This window comes from Hafnia psychrotolerans, assembly GCF_014639435.1.
GTDB lineage: Bacteria > Pseudomonadota > Gammaproteobacteria > Enterobacterales > Enterobacteriaceae > Ewingella > Ewingella psychrotolerans.
Window position 1 is genome coordinate 530793 of the sequence record NZ_BMFZ01000002.1, and the last position, 21656, is coordinate 552448.

Here is a 21656-nt window from a genome sequence, read left to right on the forward strand (position 1 = left end):
TTGAGCCTTAGGTCGAGCGGCGGTTACTGCGGTAAATCAACCATAATGCAACGGAAAGGCACGGGATCGCCGCAATACGTTGCCATGAAAGCCCAATCGTCGGGTTCTCTAACCAACCAAAATTATCAATAAGCATCCCCATCGTCAGTTGCCCAAGGATGACGGCCACCGTCGCCGCAGCGGTGCCAATACGCGGGACGGCAGTGACCATAATGATAATATAAGGAACGCCTAGCAGTGCCCCCATCAACTGCCACTTAGGCACCGTCAGTAACGTCTCCGGATGTGGTGTTTCAATAAAGAGGATCAGCACAGTGGTGATCGCCGCACCCACACTAAAAGTCAGAAAAGCGCTTTTCAGTACACCGACTTTTTCACCCAGTTTGCCATTGACCGCGGCCTGCATGCTCAGGGCTGCACCGGCAATCACCGCGAGAATAATCATTATCAGTTCAGTCATGTTCAGCTCCAGGCAATTAAGATCAATGCCGCCAATATAAACACCAGCGCAAGCAAACGTTCGCTGCCCACTTTTTTCGCCGGACTACCAAACCAACCAAAGTGGTCAATCATCAGACTTTTAGCAATCTGGCCGGAGAGAATAGCGATCATCGTCAGGCCAATCCCAATCAGCGGCGTTGCCAACGTCAGGACAATCACGTAAACCGGTCCCAGCACGCCACCCAGCAGTTGCCATCCTGGTAGTTGAGTAAAGGCGGGGGTATTGCGCGGGCTAAAGAACAGCACCAGCAAACCTGTCAGCACCGAGCCGACACCAAAAATACTCAGCGTGGCCCATAAATGGCCAACTTCCGTTCCCAATGGGCCAATCAGCCCAGCCTCGAGCGAGAGTCCCATACCCGCCAGCACCACCAGCGGAATTAAGATCAGATTCATTGTGTTCCTGTTATGCCTGGAAAAAAGAAGCGGACTATAGCGTGGCGGAGCATTGCAAAAAACAGGATAATCAGGAAAACACTTTTGCGAGATACGCATAGATGGAAGATTTTAATCAGATCAACTTCAAGTCACTGCGGCTCTTTGTGGCGGTGCTGGATCAGGGCAGTTTTTCAGAAGTCGCACGCCGTGAAGCCATTTCGCCTTCCACCATTTCAAGGGTGATCAAGCTGATGGAGCAAGCGCTTAAAACGCAATTACTCTACCGTAATACCCGAACGGTTAGCCCAACTGAGTCCGGCAAACTGCTCGGTCATCATGCCCGTCAGGTTCTTAGGCAACTTGAAGAGGCAATGCGTGGGTTACAGGAGCAAGATCAGGAGCCGGGTGGTCTGGTCCGTATCAATGCGCCGGTGGTGTTCGGCCAGCGCCATATTGCCCCTTGGCTACATGAGCTGTGCCAGTGCTATCCCAAACTGAACGTTGAGCTGATGCAAACCGATGATTTTATCGATCCTCTGCACGATGCCACCGACTTACTGATCCGCATCGGCGTGATGGCCGATTCCAGCCTGCAGTCACGCACTCTGGGGCATCAGCATTTCAAGCTGGCCGCCAGCCCAGCTTATCTGGCTCGTTGTGGCATTCCCGCGACACCCGCAGAACTGGCGCAGCATAGTTGTCTGGTGTTTAAAGGTTTTGCCGGTGCGCAGCGCTGGTTCTTTCGCCAATCTCATACAGCATGGGTGCCTTACAGTTTGCAAGGTGTACTCACCAGCAACAATGCGGAAACCCTGACCCAGGCCGCCATCGACGGCATGGGGCTGGTCGTGTTCCCGACCTGGCTGATAGGCGATGCCTTGCATAACGGCCGATTGGTCAGCGTGCTGGATGAGTATCAGGTATCGACATCGCTGGAAGCACAGAAAATTTCTGCGGTTTACCCGAACAGTAAACAGCCCTCCATTAAAGTCCGTGCGGTGATTGATTTCTTGCTGGAAAAATTTGGCGAACCGGCGTACTGGGAGCGGTGAGCAATGGGGCATGGCGGAATCTTTGGGTGGCCACCCAAACCGGCCTGGTCAAGTTCAAAACCTTTGGGTTGCCACCCAAACCGGCCTGGTCAAGTTCAAAACCTTTGGGTTGCCACCCAAACCGGCCTGGTCAAGTTCAAAACCTTGGGTTGCCACCCAAACCGGCCTGGTCAAGTTCAAAACCTTGGGTGGCCACCCAAACCGGCTTGGTCAAGTTCAAAACCTTGGGTTGCCACCCAAACTGGCCTGAAGAGGCGCCTATCGCCGCGCCCCTTCAGAATCCCCGGCTCTTAAAAACAGCAGCTACGCGGGTCACAATGGCCGTGTTTCAGGTATCACAGTGATAGCCGCAAAAAGTCATCGCTTCGCGATCCCCGGCTGCGGGTTTGAGCCAACGGTAAAGACGTTGTCTCGCCACCGACTTGCCGGTGACTTTTTGAATGCGGCCGAAGCATTTCTAAATTCAAGTTCCCGTTCAGTCCAAGCTCAAATTCAAAGCCAGACTGTTTTGTCTTTTAAAATGTCGAGGCCGCATTCAAAAATGGCGCTGAGCACGGGGTTCGAGACCCAAGGCTCGAACCCGCAGCGAAGGTACCGCCTAAGCGGCGACATTTTGCGGCGATAACCGCGGCACCTGAAACACGGCCATCCCGATTCAGCGATAGCGCGCAGTTTAAAAACGCAGGGGTCCAGGGGAGGCGCGTTTACGCCACCCCTGGTCGGTGTGGGCCGACGCCCACGACCTTGAATTTGAATTTGAATTTGAATTTGAATTTGAAATTAAAGACTTAATGCAGGTTTGGGCAGCAGCCCGATAGCGGTTAAAGGGCCCCTGAAACGCCCTCAAGTTTCATACTAATATGCGGTATTCCATCTTCGTCATAGATCTCCGTGTAGGCCACAAACCCTAAACTCCCGTAGAATTTTTGTAAATGCGCCTGAGCTGAAAGAATAACCTGGGCATCGGGCCAGTGTTTTTTACAGGATACGAGCGCCCTTTCCATCAGTTTGTAACCCAACTTCAGCCCACGTGCCGCAGGAGCAATGATCACCCGACCAATTGCCACGTCACTGTCCAGCTTAAGGATTCGAAGATAAGCCACCGGCTCGCCGTTTTGCCAGCCAATCACATGACGGTTCTCACCGATAAGATCGCAGCCATCGATATCCTGATAAACACAAGTCTGTTCGACCACAAACACTTCACTACGCAATGCCAGAATGGCATAAAGCTGTGCCGCACTGAGCTGACTATGGTGTAAGTCCTGCCAGACGATGTCATCGTTTTTATCGGTCATGAATATTCCTGTTATTCCACAATGGGGGGATGCCGAACGGCAGCTAAAAAAAAGAGATAACCCGAAGATTATCTCTTTTAACATGCCCTGATTATATTTTGGCAATAAATATTCGCCTGGAAAGTACGTCTATAATCATGTCATTAGCGTGGCAGTGCTCACGTTGCTTGCAGCGTTAAGCGCCGAGTTTGTTTCTTGCGGGCGCGTCACCGGCCACATAATACTCAGCAGTACTTTTCGCCAATGGCGCACGCCCGCGAATTTTATCGGCAATTTTCTCGGCGATCATAATCGTGGTGGCGTTCAGATTACCGGTAATAATTTGCGGCATGATCGAAGCATCGACTACGCGCAGGCTCTGCATACCGTGCACACGCCCCTGTCCGTCAACGACGGACATCTCATCGCTACCCATCTTGCACGAACAAGACGGGTGAAAGGCGGTTTCACCGTGTTCACGGATAAAAGCATCGAGCTGTTCATCGGTCTGCACATCGGCACCGGGACTGATTTCGCGGCCGCGATAAGGGTCCAGCGCCGGTTGCGCCATGATTTCGCGGGTAATGCGGATCGCATCACGGAACTCATGCCAGTCCTGTTCGCTGGACATATAGTTGAACAGAATGCTCGGATGCTGGCGCGGATCTTTTGATTTTACCTGCACACGGCCACGGCTTGGCGAGCGCATGGAGCCAACGTGAGCCTGGAACCCATGTTCATTCACCGCATTACTCCCGTTGTAATTAATCGCCACCGGCAAGAAGTGATACTGAATATTCGGCCAGGCAAACTCTTCGCGGCTGCGGATAAACCCACCCGCTTCAAACTGGTTGCTGGCACCGACGCCAGTGCCCTTAAAGAGCCATTCGGCACCGATCATCGGCTGGTTATGCATCTGTAACGCCGGGTACAATGAAACCGGCTGTATGCAACTGTATTGCAGGTACATCTCCAGATGATCCTGCAGGTTTTCACCAACGCCAGGTAGGTCATGTATGACCGGAATATCCAGACCCGTTAACAGTGCGGCAGGGCCTACGCCGGAACGTTGCAAAATTTGCGGCGAGGCAATCGCACCAGCACACAGCAAGACTTCACGTTTAGCGGTAACGGTTTTGGCATTGTATTCATCGCCTTTAAAATAGCTGACACCCACCGCGCGTTTACCGTCGAACAAAATCTTGTCGGTCATCGCATGGGTGACAATCGTCAGGTTAGAACGTGGCTTGGCCTGATCCAGATACCCGCGTGCCGTGCTGGCGCGACGGCCTTTAGGCGTTACCGTACGGTCCATCGGGCCGAAGCCTTCCTGCTGATAACCGTTGAGGTCTTCAGTCGCCGGATAGCCGGCCTGAACGCCCGCTTCAATCATCGCGTGGAACAGGGGATTATTGCCTTTCTTTGGCGTAGCGACACTCACCGGACCGTCACCGCCATGGAAATCATTCGGCCCGATATCGCGGGTTTCTGCTTTGCGAAAATAAGGCAGGCAGTCCAGATAGCTCCACTCTTCGAGACCTGGCATCGTAGCCCAGTTGTCAAAGTCCATCGCGTTGCCACGGATGTAGCACATGCCGTTAATCAGTGATGATCCTCCCAGCCCTTTACCACGCCCGCACTCCATGCGGCGGTTATTCATGTAAGGCTCAGGCTCTGTTTCATACGCCCAGTTATAACGCTTACCCTGTAACGGGAAAGCCAGCGCCGCAGGCATTTGGGTGCGAAAATCCATCCGGTAATCGGGGCCACCGGCCTCAAGCAGCAGCACGCTGACCTTGCTGTCTTCGGTTAATCGGGTGGCCAGTACGTTGCCGGCAGAACCGGCACCAATAATGATGTAATCGTAATCCATTAATTTCTCCTATGCGGATGGCGGATTAAAAGACCGAACTGAATTCGCCCAGCTCAACCTGCACGGATTTAACTTGTGTGTAATGCTCAAGGGTACTGACACCGTTCTCGCGCCCAACACCGGAGTGCTTATAACCACCGACCGGCATAGCAGCGTCAGATTCGCCCCAGGTGTTGATCCAGCAAATCCCGGCTTCCAACTGATGGATAACGCGGTGCGCAGTATTCAAGTCCTGTGTCACCAACCCGGCGGCCAGACCATATTCGGTATGGTTGGCGCGGCGCACCACTTCGTCTTCGCTTTCGTAAGTCAGGATGCTCATCACTGGCCCAAAGATCTCTTCGCGCACGATAGTCATGTCATCACGACAATCCGTAAAGACCGTCGGTGCCACATAGGCACCTTTGGCATAGTCGCCGTCGATAATGCTGTCACCACCGGCCAGCAGCCGGGCACCTTCGCTCTTGCCACTTTCGATGTAGCGCAGCACGGTATCCCGATGCGCGAAGCTCACCAGCGGACCGAAGTTGACCTGTTCGTCAGTCGGGTCACCCAGACGGATACGCTGGACACGTTCGAGGATTTTGGCTTCGAATTCTGTCTGATGGACTTTCGGCACAAAAACGCGGGTACCGTTGGTACAAACCTGACCGGAACTGTAGAAATTCGCCATCATGGCGATGTCGGCGGCTTTATCGAGGCAGGCATCCGGGAAAATGATCAGCGGCGATTTACCGCCCAGTTCCATCGTGACCTCTTTCAGGCTCGACGCCGAGGCACTGGCCATGACTTTCTTTCCGGTGGCAACGCCGCCCGTGAAAGAAACTTTGGCAATGTGTGGATGATCAGTTAGAGCCTGCCCCACGCTAGCACCACTACCGGTTACTACACTGAAGACGCCATTCGGCAAGCCCGCTTCGGTATAGATTTCGGCCAGTTTCAGCGCGGTCAACGAGGTCACTTCACTGGGTTTGAAGATCATCGCATTACCGGCCGCCAGCGCCGGAGCTGACTTCCATAGTGCTATTTGAATCGGGTAATTCCAGGCACCGATACCAGCCACGACGCCAAGCGGTTCACGGCGGGTATAGACAAAAGAAGAGTCACGCAGCGGAATTTGCTGGCCTTCAATGGACGGGATTAGCCCAGCGTAGTACTCCAACACGTCCGCACCAGTGACAATATCCACTGCCGTCGTTTCAGACAGCGGTTTACCGGTATCTGCGGTTTCGATGGCGGCCAGTTCGTCATTACGCTCACGCAGAATATCCACGGCGCGGCGCAAAACACGTGAGCGCTGCATCGCCGTCATTGCCGCCCAGACCTTCTGGCCCTGACGCGCGGCGCTGACGGCTAAGTCAACATCTTCGGCCGTGGCGTTTTGCAATGTGGCAATCACTTCGCCATTAGCCGGGTTGATGGCATCAAATGTCTCGTTGCCAGTGCTTTCCTGATAGCGTCCATCGATATACAGTTTTTGAGTGCCGTAGCGGGACATCATGGTGTTCTCCTCGATCAGTGCAGTCTGAGTTCAGGCAGCCGGATGAGGCTGCGAAATTTGTGATTCAATAAAGCGATAGGTTATCTGTAACGCCTCATCGCGGTTGAAGGCATGACCACTGAGCGCAGCCCTTAACCACAGGCCGTCAATCAGTCCGGCCATACCTTGGGCGGCTAACCGCGCCGCATCCTTCGGTAAAAAACGCCTGAACTCAGAACATAAATTTGAATAGAGTCGGCGGCTGTTCACCTGCTGCAGACGATGCAACTGCGGGTGATGCATACTGCTGGCCCAGAAAGCCAGCCAGGTTTTCATCGCCGCGCTGTTGGTCTGGCTGTCGTCGAAATTGGCTTCGGCGATAGCATGCAGTCTCGCCGTCGGGGCATTGTCATCAAGCCGTGACAGTCTTTCCTGAACCCCTTCCCCTAAATGACTGAGCAGATAACGCATAGTGGCTTCCAGCAGACCATTCTTGTCACGAAAATAGTGACTGATGATGCCATTGGAGACGCCAGCGCGGCGGGCAATTTGCGAAATGGAGGCTTCATGCATCCCCACTTCGTTGACGGCTGCCAGTGTTGCTTCAATCAATTGCTGCCGTCTTATCGGCTGCATTCCTACTTTGGGCATGGGTCCGACTCCTGAAAAAATAGCCCACCAAAAACCGCTTTCACCTCGTGTTTAAACCGTGTTTTCGGATGTTGGTAACCTTGTTGCTGACTCTATTTAACTTTTTTTTGATTGAACGTTCAATCAAAAATGCATATATTTTATTTCCAATACGTTAGTAATTTGTATTCAAAATGTACTTAAATTCGTTCTAATTCATTGAAGTTAAGTTAATTATTTAAATAACAGGGGATACGATGGCTGCTGTCGATAAGACTGACAAACTGTCCGATAAACCACAGGACGAACTCAATAAGGTGGTTTTTTTCACCTCTGCGGGATTAATTTTGGCGTTTACGCTGATGTCTATTTTCTACACCGAATTGTCGGGGAAATGGCTCAGCCGATCGCTCAACTGGGTGTCCGCAACTTTTGGCTGGTATTACATGCTGGCTGCAACGCTGTACATCGTGTTTGTATTGTTCATTGCCTGCTCGCGCTTTGGCTCGATAAAACTCGGCCCTGAACAATCCAAACCCGAATTCAGTATGATGAGCTGGGCTGCTATGTTATTCGCCGCCGGGATTGGCATCGATCTGATGTTCTTCTCCGTCGCCGAGCCGGTGACGCAATATATGCTGCCACCAGAAGGCCAGGGCCAGACGCTGGAAGCGGCACGCCAGGCTATGACCTGGACGCTGTTTCACTACGGGTTAACCGGCTGGGCGATGTATGCCCTGATGGGAATTGCGTTGGCCTATTTTAGCTACCGCTATAACCTGCCTCTGACCATCCGCTCGGCGCTCTATCCGATTTTTGGCAAGCGCATTTATGGCCCAATTGGCCATACTGTGGATATCGCAGCCGTGGTCGGGACTATTTTTGGCATCGCGACGACACTGGGTATCGGCGTTGTGCAGCTCAATTACGGTCTAAAAGTTCTGTTCCAGATCCCGGAAAACCTCACCGTACAGGCATCGCTGATTTTGCTCTCCGTGGTCATGGCGACGGTGTCAGTAACCTCTGGAGTGAATAAAGGCATCCGTATTCTTTCCGAGCTGAACGTACTGCTGGCGGTGGGATTGCTCATGTTCCTGCTGTTCTTCGGTAATACCGAATTCCTGCTCAATGCGCTAGTCCTAAACATCGGCGACTATATCAACCGCTTTATGGGCATGACGCTCAACACTTTTGCCTTTGATCGCCCAACCGCATGGATGAACAGCTGGACCTTGTTCTTCTGGGCATGGTGGGTAGCGTGGTCGCCATTCGTCGGTTTATTCCTTGCGCGTATTTCACGCGGCCGTACCATCCGTCAATTTGTACTGGGGACGCTGATCATTCCGTTTGTCTTCACCCTACTGTGGTTGTCGATTTTCGGTAATAGTGCGCTCTACCAGATTATTCATGGCAACCTTGATTTCGCCAACGAAGTCATTGCCCATCCTGAACGCGGCGTATACAGCCTGCTGGCGCAGTATCCTGGCTTCACACTGAGTGCATCGGTCGCCACTATTACGGGTCTATTGTTTTATGTTACCTCTGCAGATTCCGGTTCGTTGGTGCTGGGTAACTTCACCTCAAAACTGGCGGATATCAATAACGATGCACCTAACTGGCTGAGGATTTTCTGGTCGATAACCATCGGGGTTCTTACCCTTGGGATGTTGATGACAGACGGGATCTCAGCACTGCAAAACGCCACGGTGATCATGGGGCTACCCTTCAGTTTTGTGATTTTCTTCATTATGGCAGGGTTGTATAAGTCACTTCGGCTGGAAGACTATCGCCGTGCCAGTACGCAACAGTCGCTGGCTCCGATGCCGACAGCGGGCGGTGACGCGGTACTGAACTGGAAACAGCGTCTGTCGCGGGTGATGAATTATCCTGGCACCACGCACACCGAGCACATGATGGATTTGGTGTGTCGTCCAGCAATGCTCGATGTAGCGCAGGAGCTGAAACTGCGCGGTGCCAAAGTAGAGTTCAACGAGCATGAGGCGCTGGAAGACGAGAAGCTCAATCACCTCGAACTGATTGTGGCTCTGGGCGAAGAGCAGAACTTTGTGTATCAGATCTGGCCGGTGCGTTACGCCGTGCCGGGCTTTACCTACCGTGCCCGCTCTGGAAAATCACACTATTACCGTCTGGAAACCTTCCTGCTGGAAGGCACACAGAGTAATGATTTGATGGACTTTACTAAGCATCAGGTGATCAATGACATTCTCGATCAGTACGAACGCCATCTGAACTTTCTGCACATCAATCGCGAAGCACCAGGCAATACGCTAACTTTTCCTGAATAAGATGTGAAAGGGATAAAAATCCGCGCAAGTGGGTTTCAGATCACTGACAACGTCCTGGCCTCATGGTCAGGGCGTTGTTCTCATCGGGTTGTTCATTTTCTATAAGAACATTATGCACTCACCACTTCAGCACGGTGCACATCAGTACTTTTCACTCCGGCGCTTTCCAGCTTTTCCTCAGCTTCCTGCACATCCTCATGGCCGATGTCCAAACTCTCCTGACTGCTGCCCTGCTGCGGTGTCAGTGCCAGTTCAACCATAATCGGGAAGTGATCAGAACCCATCGGCGGCAAACGTTGCATATCAATCAGGGTGAACTCTTTACTGTGGAAAACGTGATCCAGCGGCCAGCGCAAGAACGATAAACTGGCGTGGAATGTATTGAACATGCCGCGTCCGCGACGCGGATCCAGCAGACCGCTGACTTTCATAAACAGCCGCGTAGTGCGTGACCATGCGACGTCGTTCAGGTCACCGGTGACGATGGTCGGATAGCTGGCGCGTGCGGCAGTATGACCCACAGCCACCAGTTCGCCATCGCGATTGGTGGACTCGTCATCTTCTGTAGGACTTGGCGGCATCGGGTGCAGGCAGTGCAGAATAACCTGATCGCCGGACTCCAGCTCAACGCGAAAGTGCATCGATGGGATGCCATCGGCCACCAGATACTGAATTTTGCCGTCAAAGATCGGCAAGCGGGAGTAAACGTGCATGCCATATAAATTGTCGAGCGGGCATCTCAGGCTGTGCGGGTAGTCCGCATCCAGCGGTGCCATTTGATCTTCCCACCACTGGTCCGTTTCCAGCAGCACCAGAATATCCGGGCAGTTTTCTTTCACAATGTTCAGCAAGTCGGCGGATTGACGGTTGGTCATCAGCACGTTGCAGTTAATGATTTTCAACCTCGGGTGTCCATTCGGCACCGTCTTTTTGACTTGCACCGGATAAAGCGGTGTATAAGGCAAAATCCACCAGGCCTGATAAATCATGCAGGCCAGCGACAGCAGCACGATAAGCGTTGCCAGCGGCCCCCCTAATGGCAAAATCCACAGCTCGGTCAGCACAAAAAGCAGCGATAGGGTGGCCATTTGCAGACGGGGAAAATCCCATACTCTTACCCACCAACACTGATTTTTTGATAAAGGCAGTAAGGTCAGCAACGCCATAATGACGGTTAATATGCTGACAACAATTCGAAGTATCTGCATGGAATTAAAGCTCACTCAAGGTATCAGCATGGCGCCAATGCAATTGTGGCGAAAGATAACATTGATTTTGTGCGGGCGGCTGCTCGTTAATCAGGCCGATGACAATGTCAAAACAGTGGATCGCCAACTCGCGACAGTCCTGCGCCACAGTATCAATTTTTACCGAGAGGGAGTCATATAAATAATGATCATCGAAACTGCATAGATGGATATCACTTTCCAGCAACTTATGCTGACTCATATAGCGCAGCACCCCTTCCATCAATCCGCAGGAGGCTACGTAGAGCGCTTTCGGCGGCCGCCCGAGACGGGCGCAGAGATTGGCAAACATTTCATAACCAGAGCTTGGATGGTAATTGCCGTAAAGCACCCATTCAGGTTTTAGGCTCACCCCGGCGCGTTCCAGCCCAAGCTGATAGCCAGCCAGACGATCGCGGGTCGGGGAAATGCGCGGCTGCCCGCCCAGAAAATAGAATTCCTCCTGCTGATACCTGGCCACTTTCTCCACCAACACAGCCGATGACTCAATGGCTTCACAGACCACCAGCGGCAGTTCGGTGTCAGTCATATGGCGGTCAAACAGCACCACCGGCAATTGCTGGCTGATTTTCTGATATTCCGCATCGTTGAGCATACTAGAGGCCACAATCAGGCCATCGACCTGACGCTGAATGAGGTTATTGACCACCATCATTTCCTGACTGGTATTTTCATCGGTGCAGGCGATCAGCAACTGCATCCCGTTTTCACGACACAAGTTTTCGAGCTCGTTAGAGCAGGCCGCAAAGCCGTAGTTGGTCATCTCAGGCACTACGAGTCCCAACGTATAACTGCGCGTTACGTTAAGGGAGCGGGCGTGAATGCTGGGTTGATAATGTTGATCAGCCGCGACCGCAAGAACGCGGTCGCGGGTGGCATCAGAGATACGGAACTTTTTACTGTGTCCGTTAAGCACCTGGCTGGCAGTCGATTTCGACACGCCAGCCAGTTCGGCTATGCCGCTGATAGTGATGCGTTTGGTCTTTTTCACTGCGCCATATTCTGTTGTCCGGAAAGACTTTTATTCTATCACGCAATCGGCTAACGGCCAGTGGTGCAGCGTAATCGGCTGCTTTCCGCTGAAGGTTAATTGTGTTGGTAAATCAGGGAAATAACGCGAGGACATCACCGCTTCACCGTCGTTAATGAAAATTTCCACGCTGGAGCGGTCACACAACAGCGTCAGATGGCGTAACGCACCGCGCCAGACGCGTTGCTCCTGTTCCCCACTGCGACGGTTTTTACGCGTCAGTCTCAGCCATTCGCCGTCCCATGCAAGCGTCATGTTTCCGCCCAGATCAGCGCTGAATGGCTGTTCAGTCCCAATGGCGACTTCTGCATGCGTGATATCCCACACCGGCGCGTCCTGCGCGATGCCCTGCCACGCCTGTTCTTCACCACGCAGGCGCTGAAGTTCGTGCGCTGGGCGCTGAATAATTTTGCGGTTTTCCAGCGTCAACTCACGCGGGCAGGTCATGGTGTGCAGCCAGCCGTGTTCAATGGTCGGCTGATAAAACTCATCGCCGTCCGGAATCCCCATCCAGCCTATCAGCAGGCGGCGGCCGTCGTCACTCAGCGTAGTTTGCGGCGCATAAAACTCGAATCCCAGATCCAGTTCATGGAAATCACCGTGTGGAAAATGCCCTGCATCATATTCAAGCTGGCCGACGAAATAACCGGACTGGAACGTATTCTGGTAACGGTCAGATTCCGCAGGCAAACCCTGAGGACAACAGATCAGCACATCACTGTCAGAGAGTCGAAACAAGTCCGGGCATTCCCACATGTAGCCAAATTGGCCCAATCCGTTCAGGCCGGAACCTGCAATTTCACCGAGCGACACCCACGATAATAAATCCGCGGAATGCAGCAAGAGTACTTTGCCTTGCAAGTTGAGATCCTGCGCGCCAAGCACCATGTACCAATGGCCGTTGTGCTGCCAGACTTTCGGGTCGCGTACATGGCCAGTGTAACCAACGGGCAGATCCAGCACCGGTCCGGTTTTATCGAATTCACCGCGCTCGTTTTCACGCGCCAGACACTGAAACGCCGTGCGGCTGCCGTCGGGGTATTTCACGTTGCCGGTGTAAATCAGCGTCAGTTGGCCGTTGTCCACGACGGCCGAACCGGAATAGCAGCCATGCGACTCGTACTCTTCTGCCGGTGCCAGCCCCAGCGGTTCATGCCGCCAGTGCAGCAGATCCACCGAACTCCAGTGCCCCCAGAATTTTGCCCCGTGCGCGCAGCCAAGGGGATTCCATTGATAGAACAGATGATAACGGCCGTTATGCTGAACAAATCCGTTCGGGTCATTGAGTAAACCCACCGGTGGCGCAAGATGCCAGGCAGGACGATACGGGTCGGCGGCGGCGTTCACCTGCCCCGCCACCACGCTACGCAGCGCCTGTTTCAGCAGACTGACTTCCGACATTATTCACTCTCCGTTTTGTATTTCAGCAGCAAGGAAAGCAGGAATGCACTGCCGAAGGCAATCACCATGCCGATCAAATAGCTGAGCATTGAACTGGCCTGCACAATCGCCAGTCCCGGAATACCGGTCAGGCCGACAGCAGTCATATTAACATGCATCGCCACCACCCACGCGCCGCCAAGCGCACCACCGGCTAAGGCGGCAATGAACGGTTTCATAAAGCGTAGGTTGATACCGAATATCGCCGCTTCGGTAATGCCTAACATCGCGGAGAAGGCAGAAGGCACGGCGATCGCTTTGATTTTGGCATCGCGAGTTTTGAAATACACCGCCAGACAGGCACCGCCCTGCGCCACGTTAGCCATCGACCAGATCGGCAGCAGAAAATTCACGCCGATGTTCGGGTTGCCCAACAGCCCGGCTTCAATCGCATGGAAACTGTGGTGAATACCGGTGATGACGATGACCGAGTACAACCCGCCGAAGATCAGCCCGGCGACCCAGCCTGCATGCGTGATCAAGGTGCTAAGAATAAAGGAGATGCCATCACCTAACGCGCGACCGGCTGGACCAATGATCAGGAAAGCGATAAAGCCGGAGATAATCACAGTCAGGAACGGCGTCAGAATCAGATCCAGCGCATCGGGGATCACTTTACGTAAACGTTTTTCGAGGAAGCTCATAAACCAGACTGCCAGCAGCACCGGGAATACCGTGCCCTGATAGCCGATCATCGCAATTTCCAGACCAAAGAAATTCATGGTGTGGAAACCGCTGGCAACACCCCAGGCATTGGTGAGCGCGGGGTGAGTCAGAATGCCGCCTAAGGTCGCGCCGAGGAACGGGTTACCGCCGAATTCGCGCGCGGCGGTGAAACCGATCAGGATCGGCAGAATGATAAACGCCGCCGAACTGAACATGTCGAGCATGATGAAAATCGCGCTCTCAGGGTTTGCCCAGCCGTAAGTTTTTACCATACCGAGCAGGCCCATTAGCAGGCCGGATGCCACGATAGCCGGAATGATCGGCACGAAGATATTCGACAGCACGCGCGCGATGCGCTGGAATGGATTGAGTTTTTGCGCCGCTATATTTGCTGCTTCGGATTTGCTCGATTCGCCGATCCCCGCCACTTTGATAAACTCAGCATGGACTTTGTTCACCAACCCGGTGCCAAAAATGATCTGAATCTGCCCGGCGTTGCTGAAGCAACCCTTCACGCCTTCGACTTTTTCGATGGCACTTTTGTTAACCAGACTGTCATCCACCAGCACCAGACGCAGACGTGTTGCGCAGTGCGCCGCGCTGGCAATATTGTCTTTGCCGCCCAGTAAAGGGAGCAGTTCTGTCGCGATTGCATTGATATTCATAATCTTCCTTCTCTTACCCTGAACGACAGCGCCTGAGTAACTCAGGCGCGTCATGGTGATTCAAACCCTGCTTATCAGAACCAGGTTTCCATCTGGATCCCGAAGTTCCACTGTCCGCCGGCGGTGAAACCGTCCGTACCGAACGAATCGCTAGAAGAATAACTGTCCAACTGATGGCTCCAGTCCATGTAGCTCGCGAAGAGTCGGATTTCAGGACGGCTCAGCATGTCACTGATATCGCCGACTTTGAACGTTGGCGCAAACGTCAGCTTGTAGAACCCACCCTTCACTTTATTGTTATTTTGGTAGCCCTGCGGATCGAGGTCCATGTACTGATAGCTGCCTTCATAGGCCAGTTCAAAGTTCTCAGTGATCTGCTGAATCAGGCGGGTATTAAAGGTCACCCATTGATAATTATCCCCCGAGATGTACCGGTCTTTACTCTGCTGAGCAATCACAGCTGGCGCAATACTCCAGTTTTTGCTCAGTGGGGTAATACCGTAAGTCGCCAGACGTACCGTGTTGGCGTCATCGGTCAAATGGCCGTCTGAACCCAGCGATTTCACTTCCGCCCCTAAACCGTGACCGTATAGCAGTGCCGTGGTCGATGTCCCTTCGCGCAGACCGTAGAAGCTATCGCCGTGGTACGCCAGCATGGTGTGGAAGCCGGTATCCGCTGCGTTAGTGACGCCTTGTGTGCCGGTATTTTCGCGATCCTGGTTATTTTTGGCACGCAGTCCGCTGACCATCCACTGGAAGGGTCCGGCGTAGTTATTCGCCGTGACAATGTAGTTCTCAATGCGCGTGTCGTCATTGCTGTTGTTGTTATCGTCGAGATCGTCGAAGTTGCGCCCATAAAGTGAGAAGTTACTTTTCAGGTTCTCGCTCCACTTCACGTCATAAATACCGCCACCGGTACCGGCGAGGAAGATAATGTCGGAGTCGAGGAAGTGAATGTCGAAGTTGTCGCGATCAAAGCGTTTACCCGCCCACAGCGTCGAGTCTTTCCATGGGCCGGTGAAAGTTGGCAGTGAGCCAAGTTCGACAAACGCCTGTCGAATATTCAGCTCGCTGGTCGCACCTGTCCAGTCGTTATAGCTGCGCTGCCCGTCCGCCAGCATCACTTTATAACGGGAGGTCGCTCCGCTAGCCATGGTTTGTTTATGTTCCAGGTTCAATTCAACGTAGGTATTATTTTCATTCCCCAGACGCCCGACAGCACCGCCGGTCTGCCCGGCTGGCGTGACGTAAGGGCCGCTTTCCGTTGAAGTCCCTGAACCATTCATGATCACGCCAGAACGGGCATAACCGCTAAATTTGAATCCGCTGTTATCACCATCGTTCTTGTTAGTGCTGGCCAATGTTTCAGTGCGTTTAGCCATATCAGCGGTTTGTTGTTGAGTGGTTTCAGCCGTTTTTGCCACTTGGCGGGTCTGCTGCTCATTACTGGCGGTGCGTGTTTCTAGTTTTGCAACCTTCTGTTCTGCATCCGTGGCGCGAGCTTCCGCCTTAGCCGCACGACTTTCCGCCATTTGCAGACGTTTTTCCAACGCATTAAACCGTGCTTCGATGGCGCTGGCTGAAGGGTCAGCGCCTTGTGCCGTAGTCGAAAGAATCAGTCCAATAGCAACAGCCAGATAGCGAGGTTTCATCATCATTTTTATTCCCCAGAAGACGCTTAGTTATTATGGAAAAACTATCTAGCTAAATTGCTAAACTGGTTTTCCTGCACACAATAATCACTTATGAGTTATTCAGGCAACGAAGTTCGCTAGTCTTATGCTGTAAATGTGATCTTGCTGGCAAATCCATAGCAGATCCTAATAATTCATTTGTGCTTGATTAGCTAAACCGGTTCTTCTATTTTATTTAGTCGCGTTTATCAGGAATTCACCAAAGAGAATGGAATATGAAGAATCGGGTTTGGGTGTTAGGCGATGCCGTTGTAGATTTGATCCCGGAAGCAGGTGATCGCTTATTGAAGTGTCCGGGCGGCGCGCCGGCTAACGTGGCGGTAGGGATCAGCCGTCTTGGGGGGAATAGTGCATTTATTGGCCGGGTCGGCGATGACCCTTTCGGCCATTTCCTAAGCCAAACCCTGCGGGATGAAGCGGTAAATATCGACTTTATGCATCTGGACTCGTATCACCGGACTTCCACGGTCGTGGTAGAAAATGACGCTCAAGGCGAACGAACGTTCACATTTATGGTGCGTCCAAGCGCTGATCTTTTCCTGCAACCGACTGATATTCCCTCTTTCGAAAAGGGACAGTTTTTACACCTTTGTTCCATTTCGCTGTCCGCCGAACCTTCGCGAGCGTCGGCCTTCCTGGCGATGGCTCAGATGAAAAAGGCCGGCGGAAAAGTCAGTTTTGACCCGAATATTCGCCACGAGCTGTGGGCAGAAGAAACCCAACTACGCGAATGTCTGCATCAGGCGCTGTTGATGGCTGACGTGGTAAAAGTCTCTGAGGAAGAACTGGAATATTTGACGGGCGAAACTCTGCAATCAGAAGGGATCATCTGTTTATGTCAGCGCTATAATCCGGAATTATTGCTGGTGACACAGGGCAAAGATGGGGTGTTGGTCTATAAGAAAAAAGATGCCTCACTCAAACACTATGCCGCCCCGACGGTGACAGCGGTCGATACCACCGGTGCAGGCGATGCTTTTGTTGCAGGTTTACTGGCCGGTTTAGCCGAGTGTGGGGACGATGATAACCCAGCGCACTGGCAGGCCATTATACGCCAGGCCATGTGCTGTGGTGCATTGGCGACCACAGAAAAAGGCGCCATGACGGCCCTGCCGGATACCCGTGCTCTCGAGGCATTTAGCCTGCAGGCATTCAAATAAAACAGTGCCGCCGCTTCATCGACAAACGACGAAACGGCGGCACCGGTTTCTATTTTTTACTTTACGCTGTGATGCTACTGGCTGTCTGGCACGTGGCACCAGTTGCGCTGCTCAACAATACCACCGTCCGGCGAGGTATAACCGATACATCCAAGAATCGAGTCAAACAGCTTCTCGTGGAACACCGGTTTTTTCTCAGCAGCCAATTTTTGCAATTGCTGGAAACCGGCACGATTCTGATCATCAGACAGGAATTTGTCTGAAGCCCACACCATGATCGGTACAGTACGTTGTTCAATGGGCGCACGGTCACGCGGCGTACCATGGAAATGCTTGCTTTTCGAGATTGACTCACCGTGATCAGACGCATAAAAAACGATGGCATTCTTATCACGCAGTTGGTTCAACACCTGCTCGAGGAAGTAATCAGTGTATAGCAACGAGTTATCGTACGCGTTAATCATCTCCTGAGTCGAACAAGAGTCATCAATGCCCATACACTCTGGCTGATACTTGGCAAATGAACGCGGGTAACGGTCGGAATAGAGATAATGCGATCCTTTGGTGTGCAAAATGATCAGATGTTTGCCTACCGGATGATTTTTCATCGAATCTTTCATTTCGTCGACCAGCAGCATGTCATCCACAGGTTTACCGGCATTACGCTTCTCTGAAGCAATATTCTCGCGCAGAGAGTAATCATTAACATGGGTTTTGTTGTAGAACCAGGCTTCGCTCTGCATAGAATACAGCTCTGAACTCCAGCCATTACTCTTCATTACCGAGAACACATTGGCTTCTTTCAGTGTACGCTGCGGCGCTTCGGACGCCCCACCTTCGCGTACAAACATACAGCGCAGCGAGAGTTTGGTCGAAGTGTCACAGGAGTAACCCTGCAATGCGGCAAGATTTTTCTCTTGGCTCAGATAAGGCGTGTTATCACGGTCATAGCCGTACAGCCCCATGTGGTCGCGCCGTGCGCTTTCCCCAATCACAAATACCACGTAAAGATCTTTGACATCTTTGGGTGGGGTATAGGTGAAATGTTTGGCCGGATCGAACAGGTTTTTATTGTCTTCGGCTTTGCTGTAGGAGCTATAGGCGAACAATCCCAGCGCCGAGAGCCAGTTAGATGGCGAATAAGTCCCCGCCACGACGCCGCCGTAGCTGGCCATCATGCGGTTATTCACCCGATCCTGTTTATCCTGCACTTTGCCCATCAGTTGCAGCGGTACGTAACACGTCAAACCAGCAGCCACCAGCAAGACAACCTTCTTCAGTAGGCCTTTCGGTTTACTCTCCTTCAGCGCCGCACCAGGCATTTTACTGACCCACAGTAGCAACAGCGGCAGCAAGCTGAAGAGCACTGTCCAGCCCACGAAATGCGTGCCAATGGACTCTTTCGACAGATCAATGGAGTCCGATGCCAACGCCGCCGCCAGAATGCCGTAGCCGATGTCGACGTTGAACAGAATCATGTAGTAACTGGCCGCAGCAGACGAGATGACGATCAGGCTGATCAGCACACGAAAAACGGTTTTACCGGTGAAGGAAAGCAGTAATGTCAGGAAGTAGACCAACGCAAACGATGCGAGCATTTCCACCGCAATAGACAACACATTATCGTAATGCAACTGGCCAAAGCGACGGAAGAAAATCGGAAGGTTAAGCAAAATCCCAAGATAAAGCGCAATAAACAGAGAAATTTTCTGTTGCGAAAGTAAGCGTAATTTATGCATCGATAATGTGTGGCTCTTTTTTAAAAGTCAGTGTGCGTTGTCATGCCCGCGCGTGTCGAAATGTCAAAACAAGAGGTCAAAAACAGAAAGTGGATGACATGTCGATGACTTAGTCTGACCGATAACCCATGCGTTTGGTTCAGCCTCAATTATTTCATTCAATGTGATAATGTAACAATTATGTATAAGTTATTATATTTCAATGCGTTGCAAACAAAACTTTTTACAATTTATTGAGACATTATTGAAGAAGCGTAGGTTTTTTTTCCTCATGGATGTCGGGAAAGTGCAATGTAAAGCGCGTATTCCCGTGCGCCAGGCTCAATACGGTGACCTCTCCCTGATGCAACGCCATGATGGCCTGCACGATGGACAAACCCAGTCCGTTGGAGCTAGCGCCTTCGCTGCGCGAGGCGTCAGCCCGGTAAAAACGGTCGAACAGTTTCTCACGCTTGCCGGTAGGTATCGGCGCGCCAGTGCTATTGACATGGATCCGTGTTCCCTGCCCATCTTGCTCTACCTGAACACATATCTGCGTATTTTCATCGCCATAGCGGATGGCGTTGGCCACCAGATTACTCAGCGCACGCTGGAATAAAATGGCATCCGCGTAGAGTATTCCGCCCCCTTCGCACACCAGTTGCATGCCACGCTCCTCCGCCAACCCTTCGAAATAGTCCGCTACGCGGGTGGTTTCTACCGCCAGCGACAGTGGCGTGATATTGAGCACCGAGTGGGCATGTGAAGCGCGAGCAAGAAACAAAATGTTCTCGATCATACGCGAGATCCGCTCCAGCTCCTCCATATTGTTAGCCAGCAAGGTTTCGTACTCTTCCGTGCTGCGTGTCTGGTAGAGCGCCACCTGGCAATGGCCCATTAGTGCCCCCACCGGCGTACGGATCTCATGCGCCAGATCGGCTGAAAATTGGGTCAGGCGATCATAGCCTTCAGCCAACCTGTCGAGCATCGCGTTGAAGGAGAGGATCAGCAGTTGCAACTCTTGCGGCGCATTTTCAGAACTCAGCCGTGTTGAAAGGCTGGTGGGATGAATCTTCGCAGCTTCCTGCGCCATTTTACGTAAAGGAAGCAGGCCTCGACGGATCACACCAAAACCCAGCACAGCGATCAGAAGATAAGCGAAAACCACCGCGCCGATGATTTCCAGGCGAAAAGCCCCCAGCATCTGGGCTTCACCGGTCATGAAATGCGCAGCAGAAATGATCACCGTTCGCCCATCCTGCATACGCACTGCCGCCGAAGTAAAACGTACCGGCGTGCCATCGCTGGCAGAAAGATGATGAACGGAGTCAAGCGACAATTCACGGCCGTTCTCTATCGGTTTGATGTCCGGCAAAGGTAGGTGCGACGGATTGACATTGATAATCAGCGGCTGGTTTTCCAGCCTGAATTGCAAAATATCCCGCTCATTGCCCAGCATATTCTCAAACAACTCGGGGCTGCGGCTCAGTTGCGACAGTGGGAAGTCATTGGCCAGGAGATGACGGAAATATTGCACTCTACCGGTCACCTGATAGTCAGCACGGCGAATAAGCTCCTTTTCCATCGAATAGTAGAGATAAAAACCGACGGAGCTGACCACCAGGGCTGCAATCAAGGCAAACAAGAGCGTGGCGTGTAAGGTGAGCGACTTAGCGCGCTTTGGCGGGCTAACTGGAGCAGCGCCCGTCACGGGCGCACTTCGCAAACGTAGCCGATGCCGCGCACGGTATGGATCAGCTTGATTTCAAACGCCCGGTCAATTTTGGCGCGCAAACGCTTCACCGCCACGTCCACGACATTGGTATCGCTGTCAAAATTCATATCCCACACCTGTGAAGCAATCATGGTACGCGAGAGCACTTCACTTTCACGGCGCATCAGTAAATGCAGCAGCATAAATTCTTTATTGGTCAACACGATCACCTGATCCTGACGCGTTACCCGACGGCGTAGCACGTCCAGATGCAAATCAGCCACCAAGTAGGTATCCGCCTCGCGGGCCGTCGGACGGCGCAGTAACGTGCGGATACGCAGCACCAGTTCCGTGAACGAGAAAGGTTTGATCAGGTAATCGTCAGCCCCCAGCTCCAGCCCATGAATGCGGTCCTGTACTTCATCACGCGCGGTAAGAAACAGTACTGGCACGTCACTTTTTTTGCGCAGGACTTCCATCACCTGCCAACCATCAAGTCCAGGCAGCATCACGTCGAGGATCACGGTGTCATAGCTCTCCTCCAGCGCCAGAAACAGGCCATCAGCGCCGTTACGCGCCAGATCCACGCGATACCCCGCCTCACTCAGTCCTTTTTTCAGGTAGTCGCCGGTGCTGATGTCATCTTCAATAACCAGTATCCGCATGCGCTTATCATCCAAACATTCAATGTTAGAAGCTTAACAGTTTCGTTTGCTCTATTTGATGACAATTTTGTCATCAAATTGTCATCTCAGGGTTCTGGTATATCGTCCATGCTTTATCGACACAAATCGCGTGGTGGCAACGCCACAGCCTTGACTGACC

The 21656-nt window shown here is 52.5% G+C and carries 17 protein-coding genes; 3 read left to right on the plus strand and 14 right to left on the minus strand.

What is annotated here, in order from left to right; genetic code table 11:
• Positions 1-7: 7 nt before the first annotated feature.
• Together IEV89_RS05570 and IEV89_RS05575 are read right to left on the minus strand one after the other, a co-directional pair.
• Entirely contained in the window at positions 8-460 is a 453-nt protein-coding gene (locus IEV89_RS05570; protein ID WP_188471219.1) for a DMT family transporter, read from the minus strand.
• Between the two features lie 2 nt (positions 461-462).
• Positions 463-897 (minus strand): DMT family transporter, encoded by a 435-nt coding sequence (locus IEV89_RS05575; RefSeq protein ID WP_188471221.1) that lies wholly within the window; start codon positions 895-897, stop codon positions 463-465.
• Positions 898-998: 101 nt separating this feature from the next.
• Here IEV89_RS05575 and IEV89_RS05580 point away from each other — a divergent pair, with 101 nt between their 5' ends.
• Positions 999-1931 (plus strand): LysR family transcriptional regulator, encoded by a 933-nt coding sequence (locus IEV89_RS05580; protein WP_188471223.1) that lies wholly within the window; start codon positions 999-1001, stop codon positions 1929-1931.
• Between the two features lie 821 nt (positions 1932-2752).
• Here IEV89_RS05580 and IEV89_RS05585 read toward each other — a convergent pair.
• The 4 genes from IEV89_RS05585 to betI form a co-directional block, all read right to left on the minus strand.
• Positions 2753-3229 (minus strand): GNAT family N-acetyltransferase, encoded by a 477-nt coding sequence (locus tag IEV89_RS05585; protein WP_188471225.1) that lies wholly within the window; start codon positions 3227-3229, stop codon positions 2753-2755.
• A 175-nt stretch (positions 3230-3404) separates the two neighbouring features.
• Complete coding sequence (gene betA, locus IEV89_RS05590) at positions 3405-5081, minus strand: choline dehydrogenase (protein ID WP_188471227.1); 1677 nt, start codon at positions 5079-5081, stop codon at positions 3405-3407.
• Positions 5082-5106: 25 nt separating this feature from the next.
• Positions 5107-6579, minus strand: coding sequence for a betaine-aldehyde dehydrogenase (gene betB, locus IEV89_RS05595; protein ID WP_188471396.1), 1473 nt, complete (start codon positions 6577-6579; stop codon positions 5107-5109).
• 33 nt (positions 6580-6612) lie between these two features.
• Positions 6613-7212, minus strand: a complete 600-nt coding sequence (betI, locus tag IEV89_RS05600; protein ID WP_188471230.1) for a transcriptional regulator BetI — start codon at positions 7210-7212, stop codon at positions 6613-6615.
• Between the two features lie 236 nt (positions 7213-7448).
• Here betI and IEV89_RS05605 point away from each other — a divergent pair, with 236 nt between their 5' ends.
• Entirely contained in the window at positions 7449-9497 is a 2049-nt protein-coding gene (locus IEV89_RS05605) for a choline transporter (protein ID WP_188471231.1), read from the plus strand.
• 110 nt (positions 9498-9607) lie between these two features.
• Here the strand turns inward: IEV89_RS05605 and IEV89_RS05610 are convergent, their stop codons facing one another.
• From IEV89_RS05610 to IEV89_RS05630, 5 genes are all read right to left on the minus strand, one after another.
• Positions 9608-10705, minus strand: coding sequence for an endonuclease/exonuclease/phosphatase family protein (locus tag IEV89_RS05610; RefSeq protein ID WP_188471233.1), 1098 nt, complete (start codon positions 10703-10705; stop codon positions 9608-9610).
• Positions 10706-10709: 4 nt separating this feature from the next.
• Positions 10710-11735 carry a LacI family DNA-binding transcriptional regulator gene (locus tag IEV89_RS05615; RefSeq protein WP_188471235.1) on the minus strand — a complete coding sequence of 342 codons (1026 nt, stop codon included), beginning with the start codon at positions 11733-11735 and terminating at the stop codon, positions 10710-10712.
• A gap of 30 nt (positions 11736-11765) precedes the next feature.
• Positions 11766-13175 carry a sucrose-6-phosphate hydrolase gene (locus IEV89_RS05620; protein WP_188471237.1) on the minus strand — a complete coding sequence of 470 codons (1410 nt, stop codon included), beginning with the start codon at positions 13173-13175 and terminating at the stop codon, positions 11766-11768.
• Complete coding sequence (locus IEV89_RS05625) at positions 13175-14545, minus strand: sucrose-specific PTS transporter subunit IIBC (RefSeq protein ID WP_188471239.1); 1371 nt, start codon at positions 14543-14545, stop codon at positions 13175-13177. Before IEV89_RS05625 ends, IEV89_RS05620 begins: the two co-directional genes overlap by 1 nt.
• Before the next feature lie 74 nt (positions 14546-14619).
• Positions 14620-16203 carry a carbohydrate porin gene (locus tag IEV89_RS05630; protein ID WP_188471241.1) on the minus strand — a complete coding sequence of 528 codons (1584 nt, stop codon included), beginning with the start codon at positions 16201-16203 and terminating at the stop codon, positions 14620-14622.
• 251 nt (positions 16204-16454) lie between these two features.
• Between IEV89_RS05630 and cscK the strand changes: the two genes are divergently transcribed.
• Positions 16455-17399, plus strand: coding sequence for a fructokinase (cscK, locus tag IEV89_RS05635; protein ID WP_188471243.1), 945 nt, complete (start codon positions 16455-16457; stop codon positions 17397-17399).
• A 74-nt stretch (positions 17400-17473) separates the two neighbouring features.
• Here the strand turns inward: cscK and eptB are convergent, their stop codons facing one another.
• The 3 genes from eptB to IEV89_RS05650 form a co-directional block, all read right to left on the minus strand.
• Positions 17474-19138, minus strand: coding sequence for a kdo(2)-lipid A phosphoethanolamine 7''-transferase (gene eptB, locus IEV89_RS05640; RefSeq protein WP_188471246.1), 1665 nt, complete (start codon positions 19136-19138; stop codon positions 17474-17476).
• Between the two features lie 241 nt (positions 19139-19379).
• Complete coding sequence (locus tag IEV89_RS05645; RefSeq protein ID WP_188471248.1) at positions 19380-20828, minus strand: heavy metal sensor histidine kinase; 1449 nt, start codon at positions 20826-20828, stop codon at positions 19380-19382.
• The gene (locus IEV89_RS05650; protein WP_188471250.1) at positions 20825-21496 is read right to left on the minus strand and encodes a heavy metal response regulator transcription factor; all 672 of its coding nucleotides are present in this window, start codon (positions 21494-21496) and stop codon (positions 20825-20827) included. The genes IEV89_RS05645 and IEV89_RS05650 overlap by 4 nt, the downstream gene beginning before the upstream one ends.
• Between the last annotated feature and the right edge of the window lie 160 nt (positions 21497-21656).

What these genes read in the sequence shown, in the direction of transcription:
- IEV89_RS05575 (WP_188471221.1), bottom strand. Translation starts at nt 897, where the DNA reads ATGAATCTGATCTTAATTCCGCTGGTGGTGCTGGCGGGTATGGGACTC.
- betI (WP_188471230.1), bottom strand. Translation starts at nt 7,212, where the DNA reads ATGCCCAAAGTAGGAATGCAGCCGATAAGACGGCAGCAATTGATTGAA.
- eptB (WP_188471246.1), bottom strand. Translation starts at nt 19,138, where the DNA reads ATGCATAAATTACGCTTACTTTCGCAACAGAAAATTTCTCTGTTTATT.
- IEV89_RS05650 (WP_188471250.1), bottom strand. Translation starts at nt 21,496, where the DNA reads ATGCGGATACTGGTTATTGAAGATGACATCAGCACCGGCGACTACCTG.
- IEV89_RS05585 (WP_188471225.1), bottom strand. Translation starts at nt 3,229, where the DNA reads ATGACCGATAAAAACGATGACATCGTCTGGCAGGACTTACACCATAGT.
- IEV89_RS05620 (WP_188471237.1), bottom strand. Translation starts at nt 13,175, where the DNA reads ATGTCGGAAGTCAGTCTGCTGAAACAGGCGCTGCGTAGCGTGGTGGCG.
- IEV89_RS05625 (WP_188471239.1), bottom strand. Translation starts at nt 14,545, where the DNA reads ATGAATATCAATGCAATCGCGACAGAACTGCTCCCTTTACTGGGCGGC.
- cscK (WP_188471243.1), top strand. Translation starts at nt 16,455, where the DNA reads ATGAAGAATCGGGTTTGGGTGTTAGGCGATGCCGTTGTAGATTTGATC.
- IEV89_RS05570 (WP_188471219.1), bottom strand. Translation starts at nt 460, where the DNA reads ATGACTGAACTGATAATGATTATTCTCGCGGTGATTGCCGGTGCAGCC.
- betB (WP_188471396.1), bottom strand. Translation starts at nt 6,579, where the DNA reads ATGTCCCGCTACGGCACTCAAAAACTGTATATCGATGGACGCTATCAG.
- IEV89_RS05605 (WP_188471231.1), top strand. Translation starts at nt 7,449, where the DNA reads ATGGCTGCTGTCGATAAGACTGACAAACTGTCCGATAAACCACAGGAC.
- IEV89_RS05610 (WP_188471233.1), bottom strand. Translation starts at nt 10,705, where the DNA reads ATGCAGATACTTCGAATTGTTGTCAGCATATTAACCGTCATTATGGCG.
- betA (WP_188471227.1), bottom strand. Translation starts at nt 5,081, where the DNA reads ATGGATTACGATTACATCATTATTGGTGCCGGTTCTGCCGGCAACGTA.
- IEV89_RS05580 (WP_188471223.1), top strand. Translation starts at nt 999, where the DNA reads ATGGAAGATTTTAATCAGATCAACTTCAAGTCACTGCGGCTCTTTGTG.
- IEV89_RS05630 (WP_188471241.1), bottom strand. Translation starts at nt 16,203, where the DNA reads ATGATGATGAAACCTCGCTATCTGGCTGTTGCTATTGGACTGATTCTT.